The organism is Bifidobacterium sp. UTCIF-39 (assembly GCF_006408715.1).
Classification (GTDB): domain Bacteria; phylum Actinomycetota; class Actinomycetes; order Actinomycetales; family Bifidobacteriaceae; genus Galliscardovia; species Galliscardovia tissieri.
In genome coordinates, this window is sequence record NZ_JEOG01000008.1 from 100,980 (window position 1) to 123,196 (window position 22,217).

The 22,217-nt window shown below is 60.1% G+C and carries 15 protein-coding genes; 6 read left to right on the forward strand and 9 right to left on the reverse strand.

The window, feature by feature from the left end; genetic code table 11:
- Nucleotides 1-74: 74 nt before the first annotated feature.
- The 6 genes from EP30_RS05515 to uvrA all read right to left on the reverse strand — a co-directional run bounded on the left by EP30_RS05515 (nucleotide 75) and on the right by uvrA (nucleotide 9,838).
- Entirely contained in the window at nucleotides 75-1,283 is a 1,209-nt protein-coding gene (locus EP30_RS05515; protein ID WP_140556838.1) for a phosphoglycerate kinase, read from the reverse strand.
- A 236-nt stretch (nucleotides 1,284-1,519) separates the two neighbouring features.
- The gene (gene whiA, locus EP30_RS05520; protein WP_140556840.1) at nucleotides 1,520-2,476 is read right to left on the reverse strand and encodes a DNA-binding protein WhiA; all 957 of its coding nucleotides are present in this window, start codon (nucleotides 2,474-2,476) and stop codon (nucleotides 1,520-1,522) included.
- A 194-nt stretch (nucleotides 2,477-2,670) separates the two neighbouring features.
- On the reverse strand, nucleotides 2,671-3,579 hold the full coding sequence (gene rapZ / locus EP30_RS05525) for an RNase adapter RapZ (protein ID WP_140556842.1): 909 nt from the start codon (nucleotides 3,577-3,579) through the stop codon (nucleotides 2,671-2,673).
- Nucleotides 3,579-4,472, reverse strand: a complete 894-nt coding sequence (locus EP30_RS05530) for a shikimate dehydrogenase (RefSeq protein ID WP_140556844.1) — start codon at nucleotides 4,470-4,472, stop codon at nucleotides 3,579-3,581. Before EP30_RS05530 ends, rapZ begins: the two co-directional genes overlap by 1 nt.
- Nucleotides 4,473-4,561: 89 nt before the next feature.
- Entirely contained in the window at nucleotides 4,562-6,871 is a 2,310-nt protein-coding gene (gene uvrC, locus EP30_RS05535) for an excinuclease ABC subunit UvrC (RefSeq protein ID WP_140556884.1), read from the reverse strand.
- Nucleotides 6,872-6,886: 15 nt separating this feature from the next.
- Nucleotides 6,887-9,838, reverse strand: coding sequence for an excinuclease ABC subunit UvrA (uvrA, locus tag EP30_RS05540; RefSeq protein WP_140556846.1), 2,952 nt, complete (start codon nucleotides 9,836-9,838; stop codon nucleotides 6,887-6,889).
- Nucleotides 9,839-10,100: 262 nt separating this feature from the next.
- Between uvrA and EP30_RS05545 the strand changes: the two genes are divergently transcribed.
- Nucleotides 10,101-12,500 (forward strand): carbon starvation CstA family protein, encoded by a 2,400-nt coding sequence (locus EP30_RS05545; RefSeq protein ID WP_181160808.1) that lies wholly within the window; start codon nucleotides 10,101-10,103, stop codon nucleotides 12,498-12,500.
- Nucleotides 12,501-12,689: 189 nt separating this feature from the next.
- The gene (locus EP30_RS05550) at nucleotides 12,690-12,881 is read left to right on the forward strand and encodes a YbdD/YjiX family protein (protein WP_211279447.1); all 192 of its coding nucleotides are present in this window, start codon (nucleotides 12,690-12,692) and stop codon (nucleotides 12,879-12,881) included.
- Nucleotides 12,882-12,892: 11 nt separating this feature from the next.
- Here EP30_RS05550 and EP30_RS05555 read toward each other — a convergent pair whose 3' ends face one another.
- Both EP30_RS05555 and EP30_RS05560 read right to left on the reverse strand, forming a co-directional pair.
- The gene (locus tag EP30_RS05555) at nucleotides 12,893-13,189 is read right to left on the reverse strand and encodes an acylphosphatase (protein WP_140556848.1); all 297 of its coding nucleotides are present in this window, start codon (nucleotides 13,187-13,189) and stop codon (nucleotides 12,893-12,895) included.
- Nucleotides 13,190-13,234: 45 nt separating this feature from the next.
- On the reverse strand, nucleotides 13,235-13,603 hold the full coding sequence (locus EP30_RS05560; RefSeq protein WP_094664404.1) for a metallopeptidase family protein: 369 nt from the start codon (nucleotides 13,601-13,603) through the stop codon (nucleotides 13,235-13,237).
- A 233-nt stretch (nucleotides 13,604-13,836) separates the two neighbouring features.
- Here EP30_RS05560 and EP30_RS05565 point away from each other — a divergent pair, with 233 nt between their 5' ends.
- The 4 genes from EP30_RS05565 (at nucleotide 13,837) to EP30_RS05580 (ending at nucleotide 18,737) form a co-directional block, all read left to right on the forward strand.
- Entirely contained in the window at nucleotides 13,837-15,297 is a 1,461-nt protein-coding gene (locus tag EP30_RS05565) for an MATE family efflux transporter (RefSeq protein WP_140556850.1), read from the forward strand.
- Nucleotides 15,294-15,779, forward strand: coding sequence for an HAD family hydrolase (locus EP30_RS05570; RefSeq protein WP_094664400.1), 486 nt, complete (start codon nucleotides 15,294-15,296; stop codon nucleotides 15,777-15,779). Before EP30_RS05565 ends, EP30_RS05570 begins: the two co-directional genes overlap by 4 nt.
- A gap of 134 nt (nucleotides 15,780-15,913) precedes the next feature.
- Nucleotides 15,914-17,515, forward strand: coding sequence for an ABC-F family ATP-binding cassette domain-containing protein (locus EP30_RS05575; RefSeq protein WP_140556852.1), 1,602 nt, complete (start codon nucleotides 15,914-15,916; stop codon nucleotides 17,513-17,515).
- Nucleotides 17,516-17,678: 163 nt separating this feature from the next.
- Nucleotides 17,679-18,737, forward strand: a complete 1,059-nt coding sequence (locus EP30_RS05580) for a cation diffusion facilitator family transporter (protein ID WP_094664396.1) — start codon at nucleotides 17,679-17,681, stop codon at nucleotides 18,735-18,737.
- Between the two features lie 24 nt (nucleotides 18,738-18,761).
- Here the strand turns inward: EP30_RS05580 and EP30_RS05585 are convergent, their stop codons facing one another.
- Nucleotides 18,762-22,217 carry an ATP-binding protein gene (locus EP30_RS05585; RefSeq protein ID WP_140556854.1) on the reverse strand — a complete coding sequence of 1,152 codons (3,456 nt, stop codon included), beginning with the start codon at nucleotides 22,215-22,217 and terminating at the stop codon, nucleotides 18,762-18,764.

A 22,217-nucleotide genomic window follows, 5' to 3' on the forward strand; every position in this document is an offset into this window, starting at 1 on the left:
GCAGACTCCCCGGAATCCACGCGCATCTGATGATGCGAAGTGGATTCCGGGGAGTCTGCAAAGAAAGGTGAGAACTACTCGAGGACGCTCAGGCCCGGCAGCTCCTTGCCCTCAAGGAACTCGAGGGAAGCGCCGCCACCAGTGGAGATGTGCGAGAAGCCATCCTCCGGGAAGCCCAGGTTGCGCACGGCGGCTGCGGAATCGCCACCACCGACGATGGTGAATGCGCCGGCGTGCGTGGCGTCGACCAGAGCCTCGGCCACGGCCTTGGTGCCTTCAGCGAAGGTCGGGACTTCGAACACGCCCATCGGGCCGTTCCACACGACGGTCTTGGAGTCGACGATCTTGTCGTGGAACAGCTTGCGGGTCTCCGGACCGATGTCCAGAGCTTCTTCATCGGACGGAATGGCGTCGGAGGCGACGGTCTTCGGGTCGATGACGGCGTCATCGCCTGCCGGGAAGCCTGGGTTGACGACCACGTCGACGGGGAGCAGGAGCTCGACGCCGTTCTTCTTGGCGGTTTCCATGTAGCCCTTGACGGTCTCGATGTTACTCTCGTCGAGCAGGGAGTTACCGACCTCGTAGCCGAGGGCCTTGAGGAAGGTGTAGGCCATGCCGCCGCCGATGATGAGGCGATCGACCTTGCCCAGAAGGTTGGAGATGACGCCGAGCTTGTCGGCGACCTTGGCACCACCGAGGACGGCGGTCAGCGGACGCTCCGGGTTCTCGGTGGCCTTGGACAGTGCGGTGACTTCCTTCTCGACCAGCAGACCAGCGGCGGCCGGCAGGTCAGCGGCGACATCGTAGTTGGAACCTTGGGCGCGGTGCACCACACCGAAGCCGTCGGAGACGAAGACATCGCCCAGAGCGGCGATCTTCTTGGCGTACGGGGCGCGCACGGCCGGGTCCTTGCTGGTCTCCTCCGGGTTGAAGCGGACGTTCTCCAGCAGCACGACGTCGCCATCATTCATGGCGGCGACCTTGGCCTGGGCGTCCTCGCCGTAGGTGTCCTTGGCCAGCGGCACGGTGATGCCCAGCAGCTCGCCGAGACGCACGGCGACGGGGGCGAGGCTCAGCTCGGGAACGACCTTGCCCTTCGGACGACCAAGGTGGGCCATCAGGATGACCTTGGCACCCTGCTCGCGCAGGTTCTTGATGGTCGGCAGGGCCGCCTTGATACGACCATCGTCGGTAATGGTCGTGCCGTCAAGCGGAACGTTGAAATCAGCGCGTACCAGAACACGCTTGCCCTGAAGATTTCCTAGATCCTTGAGAGTTTTCATTGATATCCTTTCCTGCTGCGGCGCGGACAAAACAGAATCCGCATGTGCTGCGCCATTAGGAATCTTACCGTGCCAATGAGAAAAAACCTATTAGCCACGGCCGCGATGTCGCGTGTAGTGAACAATTACGGTTGCAGTTGTGATCTCAACTGCGCATAACGACATTGGGGGTACCCGACAGTACGGGTACCCCCAATGTGGAATCGCAGCTGGCGATTATGCAAGACTCATTGCTCCTATTCGGCGGCGGCAGCGGCGGCACGCTGCTTCTCCACCTTGTTGGCGAGTTGCAGCAGACGGCGGATGCGGCCTGCGATGGCGTCCTTGGTTACGGGCGGATCCGCAAGACGGCCGAGCTCTTCCAGACTGGCGTCGCGGTGATCGAGCCGCAGCTGACCTGCTGCTCGCAGGTTCTCAGGCACGTCATCACCCAGGATCTTGAATGCCTTCTGCACCTTTTCGCTGGCTTCAACGGCCGCTTTGGCACTACGGCGCATATTCGCGTCGTCGAAGTTCGCCAGACGGTTCGCCTTGCCGCGATATTCGCCATCGTTGCGCTTGCCGCTCCATTCGCGTGCCGTACGGGTGGCCCCCATAAGCGTGAGCATGCGTTCGATCACATCGGGATCGCGCAGTGTGACTCGTTCGGAACTCCGCACCTGACGGGCCTTGGCGGTAATGCCAAGACGTCGTGCCGCACCTACCAGAGCAAGGGCGGCCTCGGAACCCGGGCAGACGATCTCAAGATAACTGGCCTTGCCCGGATCGGACAGTTCGCCATGGGCGAGGAATGCCCCGCGCCATGCGGCCTTGATCTGGGCGATGTTGCCGGAGACGATTTCGGCGGGCAGTCCACGTACGGGACGCTTGCGACGGTCAAGCAGACCGGATTGCAGCGCCAGAGCGCCACCGGCCTTGAGCACGCGTACCGAATACCGTTCAACGGTGCCTGTAGGGGTCTTGCGCGCAACCTTGATCAGATCGGCTTCGTGACCGTAGACCTCTTGAATGGTACGTTGAAACCACTGAGCTGCATCCAGCGAATCGAACTGACTTTCAACGACAATATGACGTTGGATGAGGTGCAAACCGCCTCCGAAACGGATCATCGCAGCCGCTTGAGCCTTCTTGGCAGCGGGTAGTTCGTCATCGATTGCGGCCAGTTCGCTTTTGACTTCATCAACCAGAGCCAAGAGCTAACCTCCTTTAAAATGTACAGTTTCAATGGTGGTGTCGATCGAGTATCGCCGTTCGGGCTGTCGTACGCACCGATCTTCTGTGTTACAGAATCAGGTGGACAAAAACCGTATTCATTTCGATACTTATCCAAAGGTTTTCAGGATGTGAGATAACCTGCTCCACCATGAACAACCGGATCGGAGTGAGATCAGTGATGACGCTTCAGCTCACGTGCCGACACGGTGACATTGAGACCCTTTGCGATCAGACGCTTGGCCAGAGCCTGACTCATGGCCACGGACCGATGCTGTCCTCCGGTGCAGCCGATGGCGATGGTCACGAAATGCTTGTCCTCGCGAGAGTATCCGGCTATGGCGGTGAGGATGGCGTCCGTGTACGAGTCGAGGAATTTCGTGGCGCCATCGCTGGACAGCACATAGTCGCTGACGGCCTTGTCGTTACCGGTGAGCTCACGGAGCTGAGGCACCCAGAACGGATTGGGCAGGAATCGTACGTCGGCGACGAAATCGGCATCCAGTGGAATTCCGTATTTGAATCCGAAACTGAAGATATGGACCGCGACGGTCTGGGGGCCTTTGCCTAGCAAGCCATCGTAGAGCTTGGTGGATAGCTGATGAATGCTCAGCTTCGAAGTGTCAATGACGATGTCGGCACGTTCCTTGAGATTCTCCAGCAGCACGCGTTCCTCCTCGATGCCGTCGATCAGACGACGCCCATGCTGCAGAGGATGAGGACGGCGAACGGACTCATACCGTTGGATGAGCACGTCATCGGTCGTGTCCAGGAACAGGATGCGGTATTTGACGCCTAGGTCATCCAGATGGCTGAGCACCTGTGCCAGATCATCGAAATAGGATCGGGAGCGCACATCGATGACTGCGGCAAGCTTGTGCACCTTCGATCCCGACGAGGTCATCATGTCGACCAGAGGGACCAGCAGTTTCGGAGGCAGGTTGTCAACGACATACCAGCCCATGTCTTCCACGCTATCCGCGGCACGGGAACGACCGGCACCAGACATGCCGGTGATCAGCAGCACCTCGAATGAGTCGGCGGGCTGGGGACGTTCTTCCTCGGTCTTTTCGGCACCGGTCATCACAGCACCTCCTCCAAAGCGTGACGGATGGTCGAATCAAGGGTGGGCGGCAGGGCATCGAAATCCGTGCCCGTCATGTAGGCGATCTGTGGGATGGCCTGATACAGGAGCATTTCCTCGCCACCAACGGCGATGCCTCCGAGGCGCTTCCATATGGTCATCAACGCGGTGGGACGCGGGTCATAGACGACATCGAGCAACGTGCCCTGCACACTGCCGGGGCGTAGCGCGGAAAGGCCAGCGGCGGTGGAGTCAGCCGCATGCGACGGCAACGTGCTGACGACGATCTGTTCGCCACTGACGATCTCGGGTACCTGACCGAGCGCGATCACGTCGACGCTCATGCCGAAGGTCTGTGCCAACGGCGCAAGGGCATGTGCTTTTTCCGGATGCCGGGCGGCGATGGTCACGTGCTGGATCTGCAAAGTGGAGAAGGCGGCGATCGCCGATGTCGCAGTGGAGCCGCTGCCGATCACCAGACCATTGCCACGGATGTCATTAGGCACCGGGCGGCCATCATGACGCATGGCGTTGGTGATCGCTAGATTGATGCCGGCCACGTCGGTGTTGTACAGCTTGATATCGGGAGTACCCGAGTTGCCCCGCCACTGGAAGACGGCGGTATTCGCCACGCCAAGCTTTTCGGCCCAGCGGTTGCTTGGTTCTCCCATCGGCATGATCGCCTTTTTTAGGGGCATGGTCAGGCTCAGTCCGCTCCACCGAGGGTCGAGCTCTCCGATGAAGTCGCCCAAGGTATGGTCGTCCACCTCATGGCTGTCGTAGAACCAGTCGTTCAGGCCCATCGCCCGGTAGGCGGTGTTGTGGATGACCGGTGACAGGGAATGCGATATGGGCTTGCCCAACACGGCCGCGCGGTGCCTGATTTCTGTCATCGAATGCTCCTTGCTCTCTGGTCTCATGCTAGCCCATGGAACCGATTATTCATGGATGATTCTAAAAGCGTCTCTATGACATCCTGACTTCAGGATGACGGCGGATCGCTCTTTTCCCCGTCGTCATGCAACGCGTCATAAATGGCCCGGGCCTTTTTCTCCCCGATTCCGGGAACCTGCATGAGCTCGTCGACGGTTGCGCCGCGCATCATCTTGACCGAACCGAATCGTTGCAGCAGCTTCTTCTGATGGGTCAATCCGATGCCTGGAATGGAATCCAGAGCCGAACGCAGTCCGCCACGGGTTCGCGCCTCGCGATGGTAGGTGATGGCGAACCTATGGGATTCGTCGCGTACACGCTGCAGCAGGTACATGCCCTCGGACTGACGCTTGAGGATGATCGGATAGTCGTCATCGGGAACCCATACCTCCTCCAGACGCTTCGCCAGACCGCACAATGCCACATCATTCACTCCACAGTCGGCCATGGCCTGCGCCGCTGCCGCCACCTGTGGCTGTCCGCCGTCGACGACGATCAGGTTCGGCTTGTATGCGAAATGCCGATGGTCGGTGTTCTGCTGAACAACGGATTCCGGTGCGGAATCTGAATCCGCCATGGCCTTGGCGGCGCGGCGTTCGTTGTCCATGCTTTCACCGGAGTCCCCGGCGATGTTGCCGTGCCGGAATCGGCGTGTCAGCGTCTCGTACAATGCGGTGGTATCGTCCACCGCCCCCTTGCCGTCCTTGCCTCGGATGGCGAATCGACGGTATTCGGACTTCTTGGCCATGCCATCCTCGAACACCACCATCGAGGCGACCTGATAGATGCCTCCGACCGTGTTCGAAATGTCATAGCATTCGATACGCAGTGGCGCCTGCTTCAGCCCCAAGGCGCGGGCCACGTCGTTCATGGCCTCCGTGCGGGTGCCCACATCCTTGATCCGGCTCATCTTGCTGCGTTGCAGTGACTGCTTCGCATTCGCCGTGGCCCGATCCATCAGATCCTTCTTCTCGCCTCGTGACGCCACGCGAATGGTGACCGTCGAACCGCGGATGCCGGTGAGCCACTGTTCCAGTTCGTCACGTCGTGACGGCTCCACCGGGACGATGATCTCCCGTGGCACTGGTGCAATGGGAGCCAGAAGATCGGCACGTCCCGTCATCTCCTGACGAGAATGACGGGAACGGGTCGCCTGCGCTCTTGACGAGGCATCCACGGCGGTCACGCTTTGCGTGGAGCCGATCGCATCACGGCTGCGAGACACCGCGACTGCGCCTGCCGAAGTGATTTCCGGCGAAGCCGCGGACTGTCCGGCCATCTCCGAATACACCTGCGTGATCAGATCGGCGATCAGATCGGCGTCCCCGATATCCTCCACCCGTTCCACGCTCCAGCTGCGTTCGCCACGAATGGCACCGGAACGTACGAAGAACGCGTGGACGCTGGCCTCGAGCTCATCCGCGTCATAACCGAACACATCGGCGTCCACGTCTGAGCCGAACGCCACCGCATTGCGTTGCAGCACGGTGTTGAGTACGGCGATCTGATCGCGAAGACGGGCGGCCCGTTCGAATTCGAGTTCGGCGCTTGCCGCTTTCATGTCCTCGGTAAGCTGGGCGACGTACGATCGGCCAAGTCGTCCGGTCATGACGCCGACAAGACGCTCACACATAAGCCGGTGTTCACCGGCGTCGATGCGTGATACGCAGGGTGCCGAGCATTTGCCAATCGATGCGAGCAGGCAAGGGCGATTCGTCAGCCGCGCCTTGCGGAACGCGCTGTCCGTGCAGGTGCGTACGGGAAAGCTCTTGAGCAGCAAGTCGAGTGATTGCCGGATCTCCCACACTTTCGCATACGGGCCGAAATAGCGTGTGCCACGGCGATTACGGCTGCGGGTGATCCATACCCGGGGGTATTCGTCGCCGACTGACAACGCCAGATACGGATAGGTCTTGTCATCACGGAAGACCACATTGAATCGCGGATCGAACTCCTTGATCCATGTGTATTCGAGCGTGAGCGCCTCGAGTTCCGTGGCCACCACCGTCCATTCGAGACTACGGGCGGTGAGCACCATGGTCTGGGTTCTCGGATGCAGCTGGTACAGCGGCTGGAAGTAGTTCGTCAGACGGTTGCGCAGGCTCTTCGCCTTGCCGACGTAGATCACCCGCCCTTCGGCATCCCTCCATTTGTAGACGCCGGGCTGGGCGGGAATATCACCGGTTTTCGGCCGGAACAGGTCACGTGAGTCCCCGAGCAGCGGAGCTCCGTTCACGTTGACCGATTCTCCGGTGGGGTCGTTGACCGAAGCCATGGGAGAGCCCTCCTGTTCCCGATGTTCCCGCTGCAGTTGCTTGGCCGTCCTGCGCCACACGCCGGGTGCGTGGCGTTCGATCATTCCTGATGGCATACGTCACCTGGACGCCGTCAGCATCGGTCCGAGGAATCGTCCCGTCCACGACTGCGCGCATTGCGCCACCTGTTCGGGTGTGCCTTCAGCGACGATGGTGCCGCCGCCGTCACCACCCTCCGGGCCGAGGTCGATGATCCAGTCGGCCGATTTAACCACGTCAAGGTTATGCTCGATGACGATCACCGTGTTGCCCTTATCCACCAGGCTCTGCAGAACGCCAAGCAGCTTGCGCACATCCTCGAAGTGCAGTCCCGTGGTCGGTTCGTCGAGGATATATACGGTCTTGCCGTCGGAGCGTTTCTGCAGTTCGGTGGCGAGTTTGACTCGTTGCGATTCGCCGCCGGACAGTGTGGGTGCCGGCTGGCCGAGACGGATGTACCCGAGTCCCACGTCCACCAACGTGTTGAGGTAGCGTGAGATGGATGGGTACGACTTGAAGAAGTCCGCAGCCTCCTCGATGGGCATGTTCAGCACGTCCGCCACGCTCTTGCCGTTGTACTTCACCTCCAGAGTCTCGCGGTTGTACCGCTGCCCGTGACACACCTCGCAGTCCACGTACACGTCGGGCAGGAAGTTCATTTCGATCTTGAGCGTGCCGTCGCCGTGACAAGCCTCACAGCGGCCGCCCTTCACATTGAAGGAGAATCGCCCGGGGCCGTAACCGCGCACCTGGGCTTCGGCGGTCTTGGCGAACAGCTGACGGATCTTGTCCCATACCCCGGTGTAGGTGGCCGGATTGGACCGTGGCGTGCGTCCGATGGGGTTCTGATCCACGTGGATGACCTTGCGCAGCTGGTCCACGCCCTCCACTCGCGTATGCTTGCCCGGCACGATGCGGGCACCGTTGAGACGGTCGGCGAGCACCGGGTAGAGGATCGTATTGACCAGCGTGGATTTCCCGGATCCGGACACGCCTGTCACGCAGGTGAAGACACCCAGCGGGAAGTTGACTCTGATGTTCTTCAGATTGTTCTCGCGGGCTCCCACCACGGTGAGGCAGCGCGTCTTGCGGACCTTGCGTCGCTGCTGCGGCACTTCGATGGCACGTCGGCCGGCGATGTAGTCGCCGGTGATGGATCGTTGCGCGTCGACCAGATGATCGGCCGGCCCGGAGTAGACGACTTCACCGCCGTGCTCGCCGGCGCCGGGGCCGATGTCGACGAGCCAGTCGGCCTTTTCGATGGTCTCCTGATCATGTTCGACCACGATCAGCGTGTTGCCGAGGTCCCGCAGATGGTGCAGCGTTTCGATCAGACGTTCGTTGTCACGCTGGTGCAGTCCGATGGATGGTTCGTCGAGCACGTACATCACGCCCACCAGTCCGGACCCGATCTGCGTGGCCAGTCTGATGCGCTGCGCCTCGCCGCCGGACAGGGTCGCCGCCGCGCGGGACAGGGTCAGGTAGTCGAGTCCGACGTCGTTGAGGAATCCGAGCCGCGCACGGATCTCCTTGAGCACCTCGCCGGCGATCATGGCGGCCGATCCGGTGAGATGCAGTCCGTTCACCCAGGACAGGGCCTTGCGCACGGGCATGTCGCATACGTCGAAGATGGACTTGTCGGCCACGGTCACGGCCAGCACCTCGGGTTTGAGTCGTTTGCCGCCGCACTCCTGGCAGGGCACTTCGCGCATGTACGACTCGTAGTACTGTTTCATCGCGTCGGAGTCGGTCTCGTCATGGCGGCGCATCAGCGTGCGCACCACGCCTTCGAATCCGGTGGAGTATTCGCGCAGTCGCCCCCACCGATTGCGATACGACACCTTCACCTTGAAGTCATGCCCGTACATGATCGCGTGGCGGATGTCCTTCGGCAGCTCCTTCCACGGCGTGTCCATGGAGAATCCAAGGTCCTCGGCGAGCCCTTCCAGCACGTGTCCGTAGTACTGCGAGGTCGTCTTGCTGTTCGACCAGGGTTCGATCACGCCTTCCGCCAGGGACTTGTCCGGGTCGGAGATGACCAGCTCCGGATCGATCTCGAGCTTGAATCCCAGTCCGGTGCATACCGGGCAGGCTCCGTAGGGGGCGTTGAATGAGAACGTGCGGGGTTCGATCTCGTCGAGTTCCAGCTGGTGTCCGTTCGGGCAGCTGCGCTTTTCGGAGAACGGCTGTCGACGTTCCGGACTGTTTTCGTCGATGTCCACGAAATCGGCGATCACGACGCCGTTCGCCAGTTTCAGGGCGGTCTCCACGGAGTCGGTGAGTCGTTGGCGGATGCCGTCTTTGACCACGAGTCGGTCGACCACCACTTCGATGGTGTGCTTCTTCTGCTTGGTGAGCTTGATGTCGTCGGACAGTTGCGTCATCGTGCCGTCGACGAGGGCTCGTGCATAACCGTCGGAGCGCAGCAGTTCGATCATCTCCACGAATTCGCCCTTGCGCCCCTTGACGACGGGGGCGAGAATCTGGAAGCGGGTGCGTTCGGGACGGGACAGCAGCGTGTCGACGATCTGCTGGGGAGTTTGCGCGGTGACCAGTTCTCCGCATTCCGGACAGTGTGGGATGCCGGTGCGGGCGAACAGCAGACGCAGGTAGTCATACACCTCGGTGATGGTGCCGACCGTCGAGCGCGGATTGCGGTTCGTGGTCTTCTGATCGATCGACACGGCGGGGCTCAGGCCTTCGATGAAATCCACGTCGGGCTTGTCCATCTGGCCGAGGAACTGTCGGGCGTATGCGGACAATGATTCGACGTAGCGGCGCTGTCCTTCGGCGAACAGCGTGTCGAACGCCATGGAGGATTTTCCGGATCCTGACAGGCCGGTGAACACCACCATCTCGTTGCGGGGAAACACCAGATCCACGTTCTTCAGATTGTGCTCGCGTGCGCCCTGCACCACGATCTTGCGGTCGTTGGGCAGGGAGGACAGATCCGCGATGAGGGTTCCGGACGTCTTGCTGTCATGAAGCCATGTGATGGAATCGTTGGTGTCGCCGTTCGCGTGTGTCGCCATTCCTGTGCCTCGTCCTTTTCCCCCGATGGGATGTCGCCGTGTCATGGATGTTTTCCGGACCCAAGAATAGCGCAATCCGCCTCATATTTCGAACTACTGTTCGATATTGGCGAAGTGATCGAATTCTGGTCATATTTCGTCCTTCGAACCCCCAAGGAACATCCGAATGAATTTTTGAGAAACGATGTTGACAATGATTATCTTTCAAAGTAGTCTCTCGAAGCAGAAGCGCAAAGTCGCGTTTCTGTAAGGAGAAGGGGCCATGAGCAAAGTGGCTGCAAAGGAAGGGATCCCCTCCTACACCAAGGAGGAAGAGTCCCGAATCATCAGAAACAAAGAAGGCGTTCCGGTTGGGGTTGAGCCGGATTACAAGTGGACGCCTAAGAAGGTCGCGATCTGGGTGGCCATCACCGCGTTGGGCGTACTCGCGTGGCTGATGATCGCCGTGATCCGAGGCGAAGAGGTGAACACGCTGTGGTTCGTCATCGCGGCAGTGTGCACCTACGCAATCGCCTATCGCTTCTACGCGCTCTACATTCAGCAGAAGATCATGCGGCCGGACGACCGTAACGCCACACCGTCCGAACGCATCAACAACGGCAAGGACTTCGATCCGACCAACCGCGTGGTGCTCTACGGACACCACTTCGCCGCCATCGCCGGCGCCGGTCCTCTGGTCGGCCCGATCCTGGCCGCGCAGATGGGCTACCTGCCCGGCACGATCTGGATCATCGTCGGCGTATGTCTCGCCGGTGCCGTGCAGGACATGCTCGTGCTGTTCTTCTCGATGCGTCGAGGCGGTCGTTCCCTCGGTCAGATGGCCAAGGATGAGATCGGCAGGATCGGCGGTTCGGTCGCCACGATCATCGTGTTCGTCATGCTGATGATCGTGCTCGCCGTGCTCGCCATGATCTGCGTGAACGCACTGGCCGCTTCCCCGTGGGGCGTGTTCTCCGTCGGCTGCACCATCCCGATCGCCATCTGCATGGGCCTCTGGCTGCGCTACGTGCAGCCCGGCAAGATCACCGAGGTGTCCATCGTCGGATTCGCCGTCCTGATCTTCGTGATCATCGCCGGCCGCTGGGTGTCCGAATCCTCCTTCGGTCAGTACCTGCACCTGTCCCCCACCGCACTGGTATGGTGCATGGTGATCTACGGCTTCTTCGCCGCCATCCTGCCCGTGTGGCTGCTGCTCACGCCTCGTGACTACCTGTCCACCTTCATGAAGGTCGGTACGATCTGCATCCTCGCGCTTGGTATCGTCATCGTGCGCCCGATCGTGGAGATGCCCGCCGTCACCGCGTTCGCCACCAACACCGAAGGCCCGGTGTTCGCTGGCGCCATCTTCCCGTTCCTGTTCATCACCATCGCCTGCGGCGCCCTGTCCGGCATGCACGCCATGGTCTCCTCGGGAACCACGCCGAAGATGATCCAGAAGGAAAGCCAGGTGCGCATGATCGGCTACGCCGGCATGCTCATGGAATCGTTCGTGGCCGTCATGGCCATCGTGGCCGCCATCTCCCTCAACCAGGGCATCTACTTCGGCATGAACACCTCCGAGGCCACCAGCGAAAAGCTCGCCGGCCCCGCCGTGGTGCAGGTCGCCCAGGACAAGGAGGACATCATGGCCCAGGCCGTGCAGAACCTCGGCGTCACCGACGTGCACGGCAACAAGATCCACGCGGAATGGGATTCGTGGGATGAAAACGGCAACGACAAGGTCTACACCGACGCCGAAGCCTACCGTCAGCTCGCCAAGGACGTTGGCGAACCCTCCGTCGTCTCCCGTACCGGTGGTGCACCGACACTGGCCGTGGGTATGGCACACATCCTGCACCAGATCGGCGGCGGACGAACAATGATGGGATTCTGGTACCACTTCGCCATCATGTTCGAAGCACTGTTCATCCTGTCCGCCGTCGACGCGGTGACACGAGTCGCCCGCTTCCAGCTGTCCGACGCTCTGGGCAACATCTGGCCCAAGTTCAAGGACCCGTCATGGCGAGTCGGTGCATGGTTCTGCACGGCCGTCGTGGTCGCGGCATGGGGTTCGCTGCTCCTCATGGGCGTAACCGACCCCCGAGGCGGCATACAAACGCTCTATCCGCTATTCGGTATAGCCAACCAGCTGATAGCCGCCGTGGCCCTGCTGGTGGTGACCGTGATGGTGGTGCGTAAGGGATACGTCAAGTACGTGTGGATCCCGGTCATCCCGCTGGTGTTCGACACGGCCGTGACCTTCGTGGCATCGTGGCAGAAGATCTTCTCCACGGATTCCGCCGTCGGCTACTGGCAGCAGTGGCGTGACGCCACCGCCAAGCTGGCCACGCTCACCGATCCGGCACAGATCGAGATCGAAAAGGCCATCGTCCGCAACACGTTCATCCAGGGAACGCTGTCCGCGGTGTTCCTCATCACCGTGGCATTTGTGATGGTATGTGGCGTGGTGCGCATCGTCCAGACCATCCGCACCAAGGACACCACCACCAGCGAGGATCCGTTCGTCGAATCGAACTTCTTCGCACCGGTGACGATGATCCCGTCCAAGCTGGACCGCAAGCTCGTCAAGGAATACGCCATCGTCGGCGACCCCGAACTCATCCCGGGCCTCAGCCGCGAACAGCGCGACGAGCTGGAAGGCAAGGTCAAGCAGCCGGCATGACCGGCATGATGGCATCCGCATGCTGAACAGGCAGACAAGTTGCGGACGCCATCCACAACACACAACACAATCGTGGCCGTCGAGTCGGAGACCCCTCCGGCCGGCGGCCACGTCATGCGCTCGCGTCGATATCTCCGATATGGACCGGGTGCTCCCTGATACGGATACGGAAGAAGGCAGTCGATGACCATGGCAAGCATTCGAACGGCGTGGCACGAGTTCCACGAATTCTGGCGCGATCTGACCGGAGAGAACGCCTATGACCGGTATGTCGAGCGGCACCGTCGCAATCATCCCGATCATGAGCCGATGAGCGCACGTGAATTCTGGCGGGCGCGTGATGACTTCCATGAAACCCATCAATCCACCGGATGCTGCTGACCGGCGAACGCTTATTCCCGATCTCGTCTGACGGTGAATGACCGTTCACCGGGAACAAGGGGAATCCGGTCGATCACGACATGCTCGACCGTGCTCCATCGAGGACCGACACGAAGCCGGGCGGTGAGTCGGCTGATATCGGTGTCCTCTCCCTGGGCTTCGGCTTCCACTGATCCGTCCATTCTGTTGCGCACCCAGCCCGTCAACCCAAGACGATTGGCCTCGGTGACCGTAAAATAGCGAAGCCCGACTCCCTGCACCATGCCGGAGATCCTGATATGCACGCGTATCTGCTGTGTTTCCGTCACGTATGCCTGTCTATCCCCGGTTTCGGACAATATCGTCCGAAACCATCAGTATCCATGCGCATGCAGATATTCGTCATCGAATCCGAAGTAATGGCCGATCTCATGCATCACGGTCTTACGAATCTGCATGACCAGCTCCTCATGCGTCGAGCAAATGCGTTCGTGAGGCCCCTTGAAGATCGTGATGATATCCGGCATCACTCCCCCGTAGCCGTTCGATCGCTCCGGTAGCGGGATCCCCTCATACAGGCCCAGCAGCTCCCCGCAAGCCCCATCCATGGTGGCGAGTTCACGTTCGTTCGGCTCGTCGTCCATGGCGATGCCGATATTGGTGAGCGCCCTATGAAACCGTTGCGGAATCAGCTGCAGCGCCTCTTCAATGGCGATTTCGAAATCCTCGTCGCTGATTCTCATATGGTGGCCCCGTCCGCATCGATGAATGAACAACACCACTGTACCCATGAGTGGAGGACCTTCCTCGTCCGCCACAACACGGTCGGCTGATCTTGTCCACCCATATGCGCTTAACTACCCAGTGAAGGATACAGGCAGCCGCGCAGCGACAGAGCACAGCGATGCAGGCGACGGAATGTGTGGGCAGAACGTGTGGCCCCCTGTCGAAGAAGAAGCGCAGGAGACAATCCAACATGGACAACGAACTATTTGAAAGGGCCCCTATCCCCAAAGCGTATTTCAGCCTGGCCATGCCCGTGGTCATGAGTATGCTCGTCACCCTTGTCTACAACATGGTCGACACATACTTCATCGCCCATACCGGCAACGCGAACATGGTGGCAGGCGTGTCCCTGTCCGCTCCCATATTCATGGTCATGATCGCCATCGGTGACATCTTCGGACTGGGCGGCAGCTCCGTCATCTCCCGACTGTTCGGACAGCACCGGTACGCGGACGGCAAGCGGCTCAGTGTGTTCTGCTTCTACGGCTCCCTTCTCATCGGCGTTATCATCCTGATCTGTGGTCTCGTGTTCCGATCGCCGATCCTCTCCATGCTCGGCGCGAACGAAGCCACTTGGGAGCACGCATCCGCATACTACACGTGGATCATCATCGGATCGCCGCTCATCATCGTCTCCATGACACCGGTCAACCAACTCCGAACCGAAGGCCATGCCGTACCCTCCATGATCGGCCAGATCGCCGGCACCGTGGTCAACATCATCCTCAACCCGCTGTTCATCCACGTGTTCGGATGGGGTGCCGCCGGCTCGGCGTTCGCCACCGTACTGGCCAACGTGTGCACCGATGCCTACTTCGTCTGGTTCCTACTGTTCCGAAGCGGCAACCTGTCCATCGATCCACGACTCATGATCCGCCGCAGGAATGCGAGAAACGCCGAATGGTCGACGAAGGACTACGGCAAGGCGTTTGTGGAACGGCCGGTTCCGGTCCGCCGTCGACTGCTTGACATCACCAGCCTGGAAATCAAGGACATTCTGGTCATCGGCATCCCCGCCGCCATCACCAATCTGACGCAGAGCTTCGGCATCGTCATGGTGAACCTGTACCTGTTGCGATACGGCAACGATCCGGTGGCCGCCATGGGCATCGCATTGAAGGTGATCATGATCGCGGTGTCCGTATTCGTCGGATTCGCGTTCGGCGCCCAGGCGCTCATCGGCTACAACTACGGTGCCCGCAACATGAAACGACTGTCGGGAATCCTGCGATTCTCCTATCTCTTCCTCAGCGCGTTCGCCATCATCATGACGATCCTGCTCAGCGTCTTCGACCGGCAACTCATGGGCTTCTTCATCAATGATCCCCATATCATCGACCTTGGCGCCGGCATGCTGCGGGTGCAGCTGCTCAGTCTGGTGTGCGTCGGCATCGTCATGGTCACCACCTGCACCTTCCAGTCGACGGGCAAGGCATTGGGCGCATTCATCCTGTCGATCAGCAGACAGGGGGTGATCCTGGTCATCGTACTGGCCGTCGCCTCGCGAGTGGCGGGATACCAAGGAGTCATCGCCGCCCAAGCCATCGCCGACCTGCTTACCGCGATCCTTGCCATCATTCTGCTCATCATCATGCTGCCGGAATTGCGCGGTGGCACCGGCAACGCTCGCAAGGAAAGGAAAACGGCATGACCATTCGACTTCTGGTGATGGATGTGGATGGCACGCTCACCGATGGACGCATCTGCATCGGCCCGGACGGTGAAATGATGAAGACGTTCAACTGCAAGGATGGCTATGGCATCAAGCATCTGCTGCCCGAGGCCGGAATCACGCCGATGATCATCACCGGGCGCGAATCGAGGATTCTTGAACGTCGAGCCGCCGAACTGGGCGTCACCGAATTGCATCAGGGCATTCATGACAAACTGCCTCTGTTGAGACGCCTTATGGACGAGCGAGGACTGACCTCAGCCGAAGTCTCCTACATCGGTGATGATCTCAATGATCTTGAGGCCATCCGTTTCGTGGGGCTATCCGGATGCCCCGCCGACAGTGCACAGGGCATCATCGACGTCGTCGACTACGTATGCCGGCGGGACGGAGGCCGAGGAGCGGTTCGTGAATTCATCGAGCATATGATTCGGCTCAACCAGTCCTCTGAGGAACGGTAATCGTCGGTCAGATTTCGGTCAGGGAGGAGAAGCCGCGTAGGAGCAGCTCGAATGTGCTTCGGCATGCCGTTCGGTATCATGGTCGGTTGGACTTTACGAGAACACAACGAACTGACACAATCGGCAGGTGAATCATGGCAATTGACGCACAGGGACTGGAAATCCGCATCGGAGCGCGAACACTGCTCCATCCCACGGACTTCCACGTGGCGAAAGGCGACCGCATCGGTCTGGTCGGCCGTAACGGTGCCGGCAAGACCACGCTCACCCGCGTCATCACCGGCAGCATGCTGCCCACCGCCGGCAAGGTGCGTGTCAGCGGCAAGCTTGGCTACCTGCCGCAGGACACGCACACCGGCGATCAGGATCAGACGGCGCTCGACCGCATCATGAGCGCGCGAGACATCAACACCATCCTTACCCGCATTCGCAAAGCGGAAAAGGAAATGACCAATCCCGACCCGGACATCATGGAAAAGGCCATGCGGCGTTATGACAAGGCCCAGCAGGACTTTGAGAACGCCGGTGGATACGCCGTCCAGTCCGAAGCCATCGTCATGGCCGAAAGCCTTGGCCTTGATCAGGAGGTTCTCAAGCGCGAACTCGGCACGCTTTCCGGTGGCCAGCGTCGCCGCATCGAACTGGCCCGCATTCTCTTCTCCAACGCCGACACCATAATCCTCGACGAGCCCACCAACCATTTGGACGCCGACTCCATCGAATGGCTGCGCGACTATCTCAAGAAGTTCCAGGGTGGATTCCTTGTCATCTCCCACTCCACCGAGCTGCTTGACGAGGTTGTCAACAAGGTCTGGCATCTCGATGCCCAACTCGGCCAGATCGACATGTACTCCCTCGGATGGAAGGCCTACCTGCATCAGCGTGTCGTCGATGAGGAACGTCGGCGCCGTGAACGCGAGGTCGCCGAGAAGAAGGCCGAACGTCTGATGAAGCAGGGCATTCGCCTGCATGCCAAGGCCACCAAGGCCACCGCCGCGCAGAACATGATGCGTCGCGCCGAACGGCTGCTGTCCGAAACCAGCGAAGCGCAGAAGCAGGAGAAGGTCGCCGACATCCGGTTCCCCGAACCCGCCCCCTGCGGCCGCACCCCGATCATGGCCAAGGACATCTCCAAGGCGTTCGGATCCAACATCGTCTTCGCCGGTGTCAACCTCGCCATCGACAAGGGATCCCGAGTCGTCATCCTCGGATACAACGGTGCCGGCAAGACCACCACCCTGCGCATTCTCGCCGGAATCGATCAGCCGGACACCGGAGAGGTCGTGTTCGGACACGGCGCCAAGATCGGCTACTTCGCTCAGGAGCACGACACTCTTGACAACGACGTGACCGTACTTGAAAACCTCACCCATGTCGCCCCCGAGCTCAACGACACTCAGGCACGTAGCATCCTCGGTTCCTTCCTCTTCTCCGGAGACGACGCCCTCAAACCCACGCATGTGCTTTCCGGTGGTGAGAAGACCCGACTTGCCCTCGCCACTCTTGTCACGTCACGGGCCAATGTGCTCCTTTTGGATGAGCCCACCAACAACCTTGACCCCGCCTCGCGAGAGGAGATCCTCAAGGCCATCGCCAAGTACGAGGGCGCCATCGTCCTTGTCACCCACGATGAGGGTGCAGTCAAGGCACTGAATCCCGAACGCGTGCTGCTCATGCCCGATGGGGATGAGGACCTGTGGAACGACGACTATCTCGACCTGGTCGCGGAGGAATAATCGTCGACAGCGTTCACAGAGTTCGGTGATCCATTCGGGTGGGCTTCCTATGTGAGGTGCTGATAACACTCGAATGGATCACCGTGTCACCCCCGTCACAAGACGGCCTATACTGATGCTGTCTTTACGCAATCCATATCAGGGAAGAACGGGGTGAACCGCCATGGACGAATCCGCGGATTCGGCTCAACAGGCTGTAGCAACCAATAACGTCAGCACTACGAAACAACCAACAGTCGCTCAGAACAGCAAACATGCGGGAACGGCGGTCAAGGCCGCACTTGCGGCCAACATCGGCGTCGCCATCGCCAAACTGTGCGCCGCCGCATTCACCGGTTCATCCGCCATGCTTTCCGAGTCCGTTCACTCCATCGCCGACTGCTCCAATGAAATCGTCCTGATGATCGGAGGACGATTCTCCCATCACAAGACCGACGGCGATCATCCATTCGGGCTTTATCGGGCCAAGTATCTCGCGTCGTTCGTCGTCGCCACGTTGCTCTTCTTCGTCGGCGGATTCTTCTCCACGTCAGAGGCGGTAAAAAAGATCATCGCCGTCGTTGAGAACCCCGCTCTGCGCGATGCCAATCAGGGCGAGCTCCTTGTGGCGCTTGCCGTCGTGGCCATCAGCGCATGCCTGGAAGGCTACGGTCTGCATCAGAGCAGCAAGGAAGCCAACGAGCGTATGCGCAACACCAATACCCCGCACATGGGCCTCTACCGGTTCTGGAGGCGCACCAAGTCCGCTGAGCTTGCAGCCGTGATCATGGAGGATACGCTTGCTCTGATCGGCCTCGCCTTCGCCGGTACCGGCATCGGCTTGGCGATCATTCTGGACAACGAGCTGTGGGATGCCATCGGTGGTCTCATGGTCGGTCTGGTATTGATCTGCGGATCGATATTGCTCGCCTTCAAATCCGGTTCTCTGCTGATCGGTGAAGCCGTCGATCCGGATACGCGCTCCAAGATCGTCGCCGCGGTCAAGGCAACCCCGGGCGTGACACGCCTGCTCAATATGCAGACCGTGCACATGTCGGAGAACGACATCCTGCTGTGCGTCAAGATCGAGACTTCAAAACTTGATCGCGATTTCGATGTGCAGACCGTCGACAAGCTTGAAACCTCCGTGCGCAACGCGCTCCCCTGGTATACGTTCGAGATCTACGTGGAGCCCGACATCTACCGTCAGGACCATAGCAAGCCCATCACGCTGGAGGAGTAGCCAAAGCAGAGTCCGGCCCGCAGATTACTCGGGAAGCACCTCCTGCAAATACGAGCGGGAGGTGTCGGGATCACGGTACGCCACGTACGCCTTCGAGGAGACTTCCAGGATCTCGGCGGTCTTGCTTTCCGGAGCCGAGACGATCACCTGGAATCCCAGTCGGGGCAGCACCGACAGCGCACGCTGGGTATAGCGGCCATCGGCCTTGATCAGCGCCTCGTCAAGGAACAGCGTGGTGTATGTGGGCTGTCCGGTCACGTCGCCACCCAGCAGATAGATCAGCGCCGCACCATATACGAACGATGTCAACTCCTGCAATGCGCCACCGGATTTGCCACCGGTGGAGGTGATGCGCTCATCCGGCCCGTCCTTATGATGCACGATCGCGTAGAACGAGGAGCGGCATCGCGGGTCAAGGTTGCGGGCACCATAGCTGCGGATGCCGTTCGCGTCACGAACCTGTTCGAGCTCCGTCCTGAGCCGATTCACCAGTCCGGCGCATTTGGCGAATACCCGACGATTCTCCTCCGGGGACACACGGCTGCCGGCCTTCCATTCACTGAGCAATGTCATCGTCCGCTTCAACGGTCCGGTGAATGTGGCTTCCGGACGCCGTACATCCGCGCCGATGGACAGACTGCCGTGTCGTGGACCGAATTGCTGCCCTTTGAGCATGGCGTTGATCTTGTCCAGCTGGTCATCGATGTCTCGAGCATCCGCATCGATCGCCCGGTTGAGCTGGGTGAAGTCCATCAGCAGCTTGTCCAGGCAATTTACGTATTCCTCATTGGTCGCGGTCGTCGCAGCCAGCAGATTCAGGCTCTTCAATTCCTCCTGATAGAACTGGTAGTCGGTCACAGTGGTCGTGATGGTATTGTCATCAGGCACGTACAGGGAATGGTACGTCGTCATCCGATCCTCTACGGTTTTGCGCGTGGCATCCACGTTCTCACGCAGCCTTGCGATCTTCTGACGAATCTCCTTCTCCACGCTGGACACGGCCCGCTCCACGAACGTCTCCCCCGGTTTCGACCGCTTCGATTCCTCATCGGTCGTGACCTTGTTCGCAGCGGTCCTGTTCGCTGCCGTGACGATCAGGCCGGCCCGATCCTCCGGGTTGAGCACGCTGGAGAACACGTGCTCGTATGCGTCGGTCAGAACCTTGATCGCTGCGTCGGCGAGATGCCCGGACGTGTCGGAGGTCAGCGTGACGCCTCGATGTTCGTCAAGCCATTGCCGAGCGGTCTGAATGGCCTGCTGGATCTCATCTCGGTCCATCTTTGCGCGTATCGCCTGCTCCTGCATGGCGTCAAGCTGCTGTTGCACGTTTCGTCGGGCATCAAGCAGATGGGCGAGCTCCGGATCGTCGCGCAACGAATCGATGGTCGTGCGCAGTTCCGAGATCCGTTGTTCGGCTCCGTCGACATCGATTTTGTCCCATGTCGTGTACGACAGCTGATCCGCCAACTCCTCTTTGGCTCGCAACAGGTCGATGCCGGCGTCCGCCTCACGATAGTCGTCCTCCGCATCGGACAGACGGGCTTCCGCTTTGACGAACTGGCTGCGCAGTTCGTCAAGATATGACTCGGTGACGAAACCAATGACGGGGTGCAATCCCTTGCTGCCGTGGTGGCCGTACCTTCCGGATTTGATCTGACCATCCCGCTGCACCTGCCGTGTGGCGGACTCATCATCGATGTCATCCACGCATAGAGCATCCAGCCGTTCGGAGGACGTCTGGGATTTGAGCCAATCGACGAACGGCGAATCCTCCCGATATCGGAGCTTGCCTGACATCCACGCCTTCTCGCCATCGGCGATGTAATCCCTGGTGGTGTCCACAAACGTCCATGTGCGACGGATCATACGCTTGGGATCGATTGTGCTCACCTTCGCGGCGAAGCCCGCCTCGTGACGCTTGTCCACGAGAATGGTCTGGGCAAGCTGACCGTAGACCACGTTCATGGCGTTGCGCCATTCCTCGGCATCCTCCCGAACATCCATGAGCTCGGCCACATACGGCAGCTCGTCGGTGGATAGTCCGGTCGCCTGTGCGAGCAATGACCGTGCCTCATCCATCGGTTGGGAGATACGGGTGCGCTGCCTGCGTTGACGGTCGTAGTCCTGACGCAACGCAGCCAATGTACGTTTTGCCTCACCGATCATACGTACCGCGGTATTGCGCTGCTCCGTCAGCGAATCCTTGCGCTGGTTAAGCTCAACACTTAATGTGGCGATATCGGCGCGGCATGATTCCCACGATTGCGCGTCATCGGGCATGGTCATGCCAGCGGTGGCAAACCGTGTCTGCAAGCGATCACGCTGTTCGGTGACATCCTGCAGCGTGATCTCCGCCTGCTTCAGCTGGGCTTCCAAGCGTGTGAGGCTTCCCTCATCGTGATTGTTCAGTTGCGTTTCTATTTGCGAAACACGATCCCGCATGGCGTCCGCCTGTCGTTGCAGGGATTCGAGATCCTGCTCTTTGCGCTTCAGGGCAAGCACATCGATTGGCACCCGCTTGCGTACTTCGCCGGTCATGCGGTTTGTCACCCAGCTTACGATCGTGGCGTGGCCATTGCCCTGTTCGGATTCCGGGTCCACCGGAGCAAAGTCGTGCACATTCTGCAATGCCGTGGCATAGGCGTCGTAGGCATGCTGAATAGCAGTGAGTCGTTCGATTCGCTGGGTCTTCTCCGCCATGCTTCGGAAGTTCGTGTCATACCGTTCATAATCGGAGACGGCGGACTGCGCGAGTCCAATCGCCTCCGGCACTCCAAGCACACCCTGCTTGAAAATATCGTCGAGACGCGAGGGCGCATCGGCCGACTGCAATTTGTGCAGTAGCCGGCATGCTTCCGCGCTCAGTCCCATGACCCGCCAGATGTATGTGTGGAACGCGTCGGCGTTCGGAAATGTGTCGCATCCGACATACGTGTTCTTCAACTGGGTTGGGGTAAACGGGGTGTCGCGGTAGCGGTCCATGAGTCGTGGATCGATCGTGTGATCCCAGGTGACGTATTGCCGACGGACATCTCCCTGCCCGTCGCCCGCCGACAGGTAGAGGAACTTGCCGCACGACAACGTCTGACCGGTGGTGTGATTGACGTACGTATCCACGATTGCTCCCCAGACCGGCTGCGGGGTCCCGTCGTCACGACGTCCTCGAAGGAACACCGGAACATCACCATTGCCGGTGTTGTCGTAGCCGAGCATGCCGCGTAGATATGTGTAATCGCTACGCTCGGAGCGACCGGTATTGGATGCCTTGTTGAAGGGTGTGCCGGTCGGATACAGCAGGGAGATCTGCGCGTCCACCAGAGTGGATTTTCCGGATTCGCTCGCCCCTGCGAGCAGTGTGACCGGAAGCATGGCATCCGTGGAGGGGCGGAATTCATGGTAACCGTCATACGAGCCCCAGTTGATGAGGCAACGGCTATTCAGCATCCAACGGTCGGCAATGATCTGCATATCGTGTGACAT

Excerpts from the sequence above, each read along its gene's own strand:
- EP30_RS05515 (WP_140556838.1), bottom strand. The coding sequence starts at position 1,283 with ATGAAAACTCTCAAGGATCTAGGAAATCTTCAGGGCAAGCGTGTTCTG.
- rapZ (WP_140556842.1), bottom strand. The coding sequence starts at position 3,579 with ATGACCGGTGCCGAAAAGACCGAGGAAGAACGTCCCCAGCCCGCCGAC.
- EP30_RS05530 (WP_140556844.1), bottom strand. The coding sequence starts at position 4,472 with ATGACAGAAATCAGGCACCGCGCGGCCGTGTTGGGCAAGCCCATATCG.
- uvrC (WP_140556884.1), bottom strand. The coding sequence starts at position 6,871 with ATGATCGAACGCCACGCACCCGGCGTGTGGCGCAGGACGGCCAAGCAA.
- uvrA (WP_140556846.1), bottom strand. The coding sequence starts at position 9,838 with ATGGCGACACACGCGAACGGCGACACCAACGATTCCATCACATGGCTT.
- EP30_RS05545 (WP_181160808.1), top strand. The coding sequence starts at position 10,101 with ATGAGCAAAGTGGCTGCAAAGGAAGGGATCCCCTCCTACACCAAGGAG.
- EP30_RS05550 (WP_211279447.1), top strand. The coding sequence starts at position 12,690 with ATGGCAAGCATTCGAACGGCGTGGCACGAGTTCCACGAATTCTGGCGC.
- EP30_RS05560 (WP_094664404.1), bottom strand. The coding sequence starts at position 13,603 with ATGAGAATCAGCGACGAGGATTTCGAAATCGCCATTGAAGAGGCGCTG.
- EP30_RS05565 (WP_140556850.1), top strand. The coding sequence starts at position 13,837 with ATGGACAACGAACTATTTGAAAGGGCCCCTATCCCCAAAGCGTATTTC.
- EP30_RS05570 (WP_094664400.1), top strand. The coding sequence starts at position 15,294 with ATGACCATTCGACTTCTGGTGATGGATGTGGATGGCACGCTCACCGAT.
- EP30_RS05575 (WP_140556852.1), top strand. The coding sequence starts at position 15,914 with ATGGCAATTGACGCACAGGGACTGGAAATCCGCATCGGAGCGCGAACA.
- EP30_RS05580 (WP_094664396.1), top strand. The coding sequence starts at position 17,679 with ATGGACGAATCCGCGGATTCGGCTCAACAGGCTGTAGCAACCAATAAC.
- EP30_RS05585 (WP_140556854.1), bottom strand. The coding sequence starts at position 22,217 with ATGTCACACGATATGCAGATCATTGCCGACCGTTGGATGCTGAATAGC.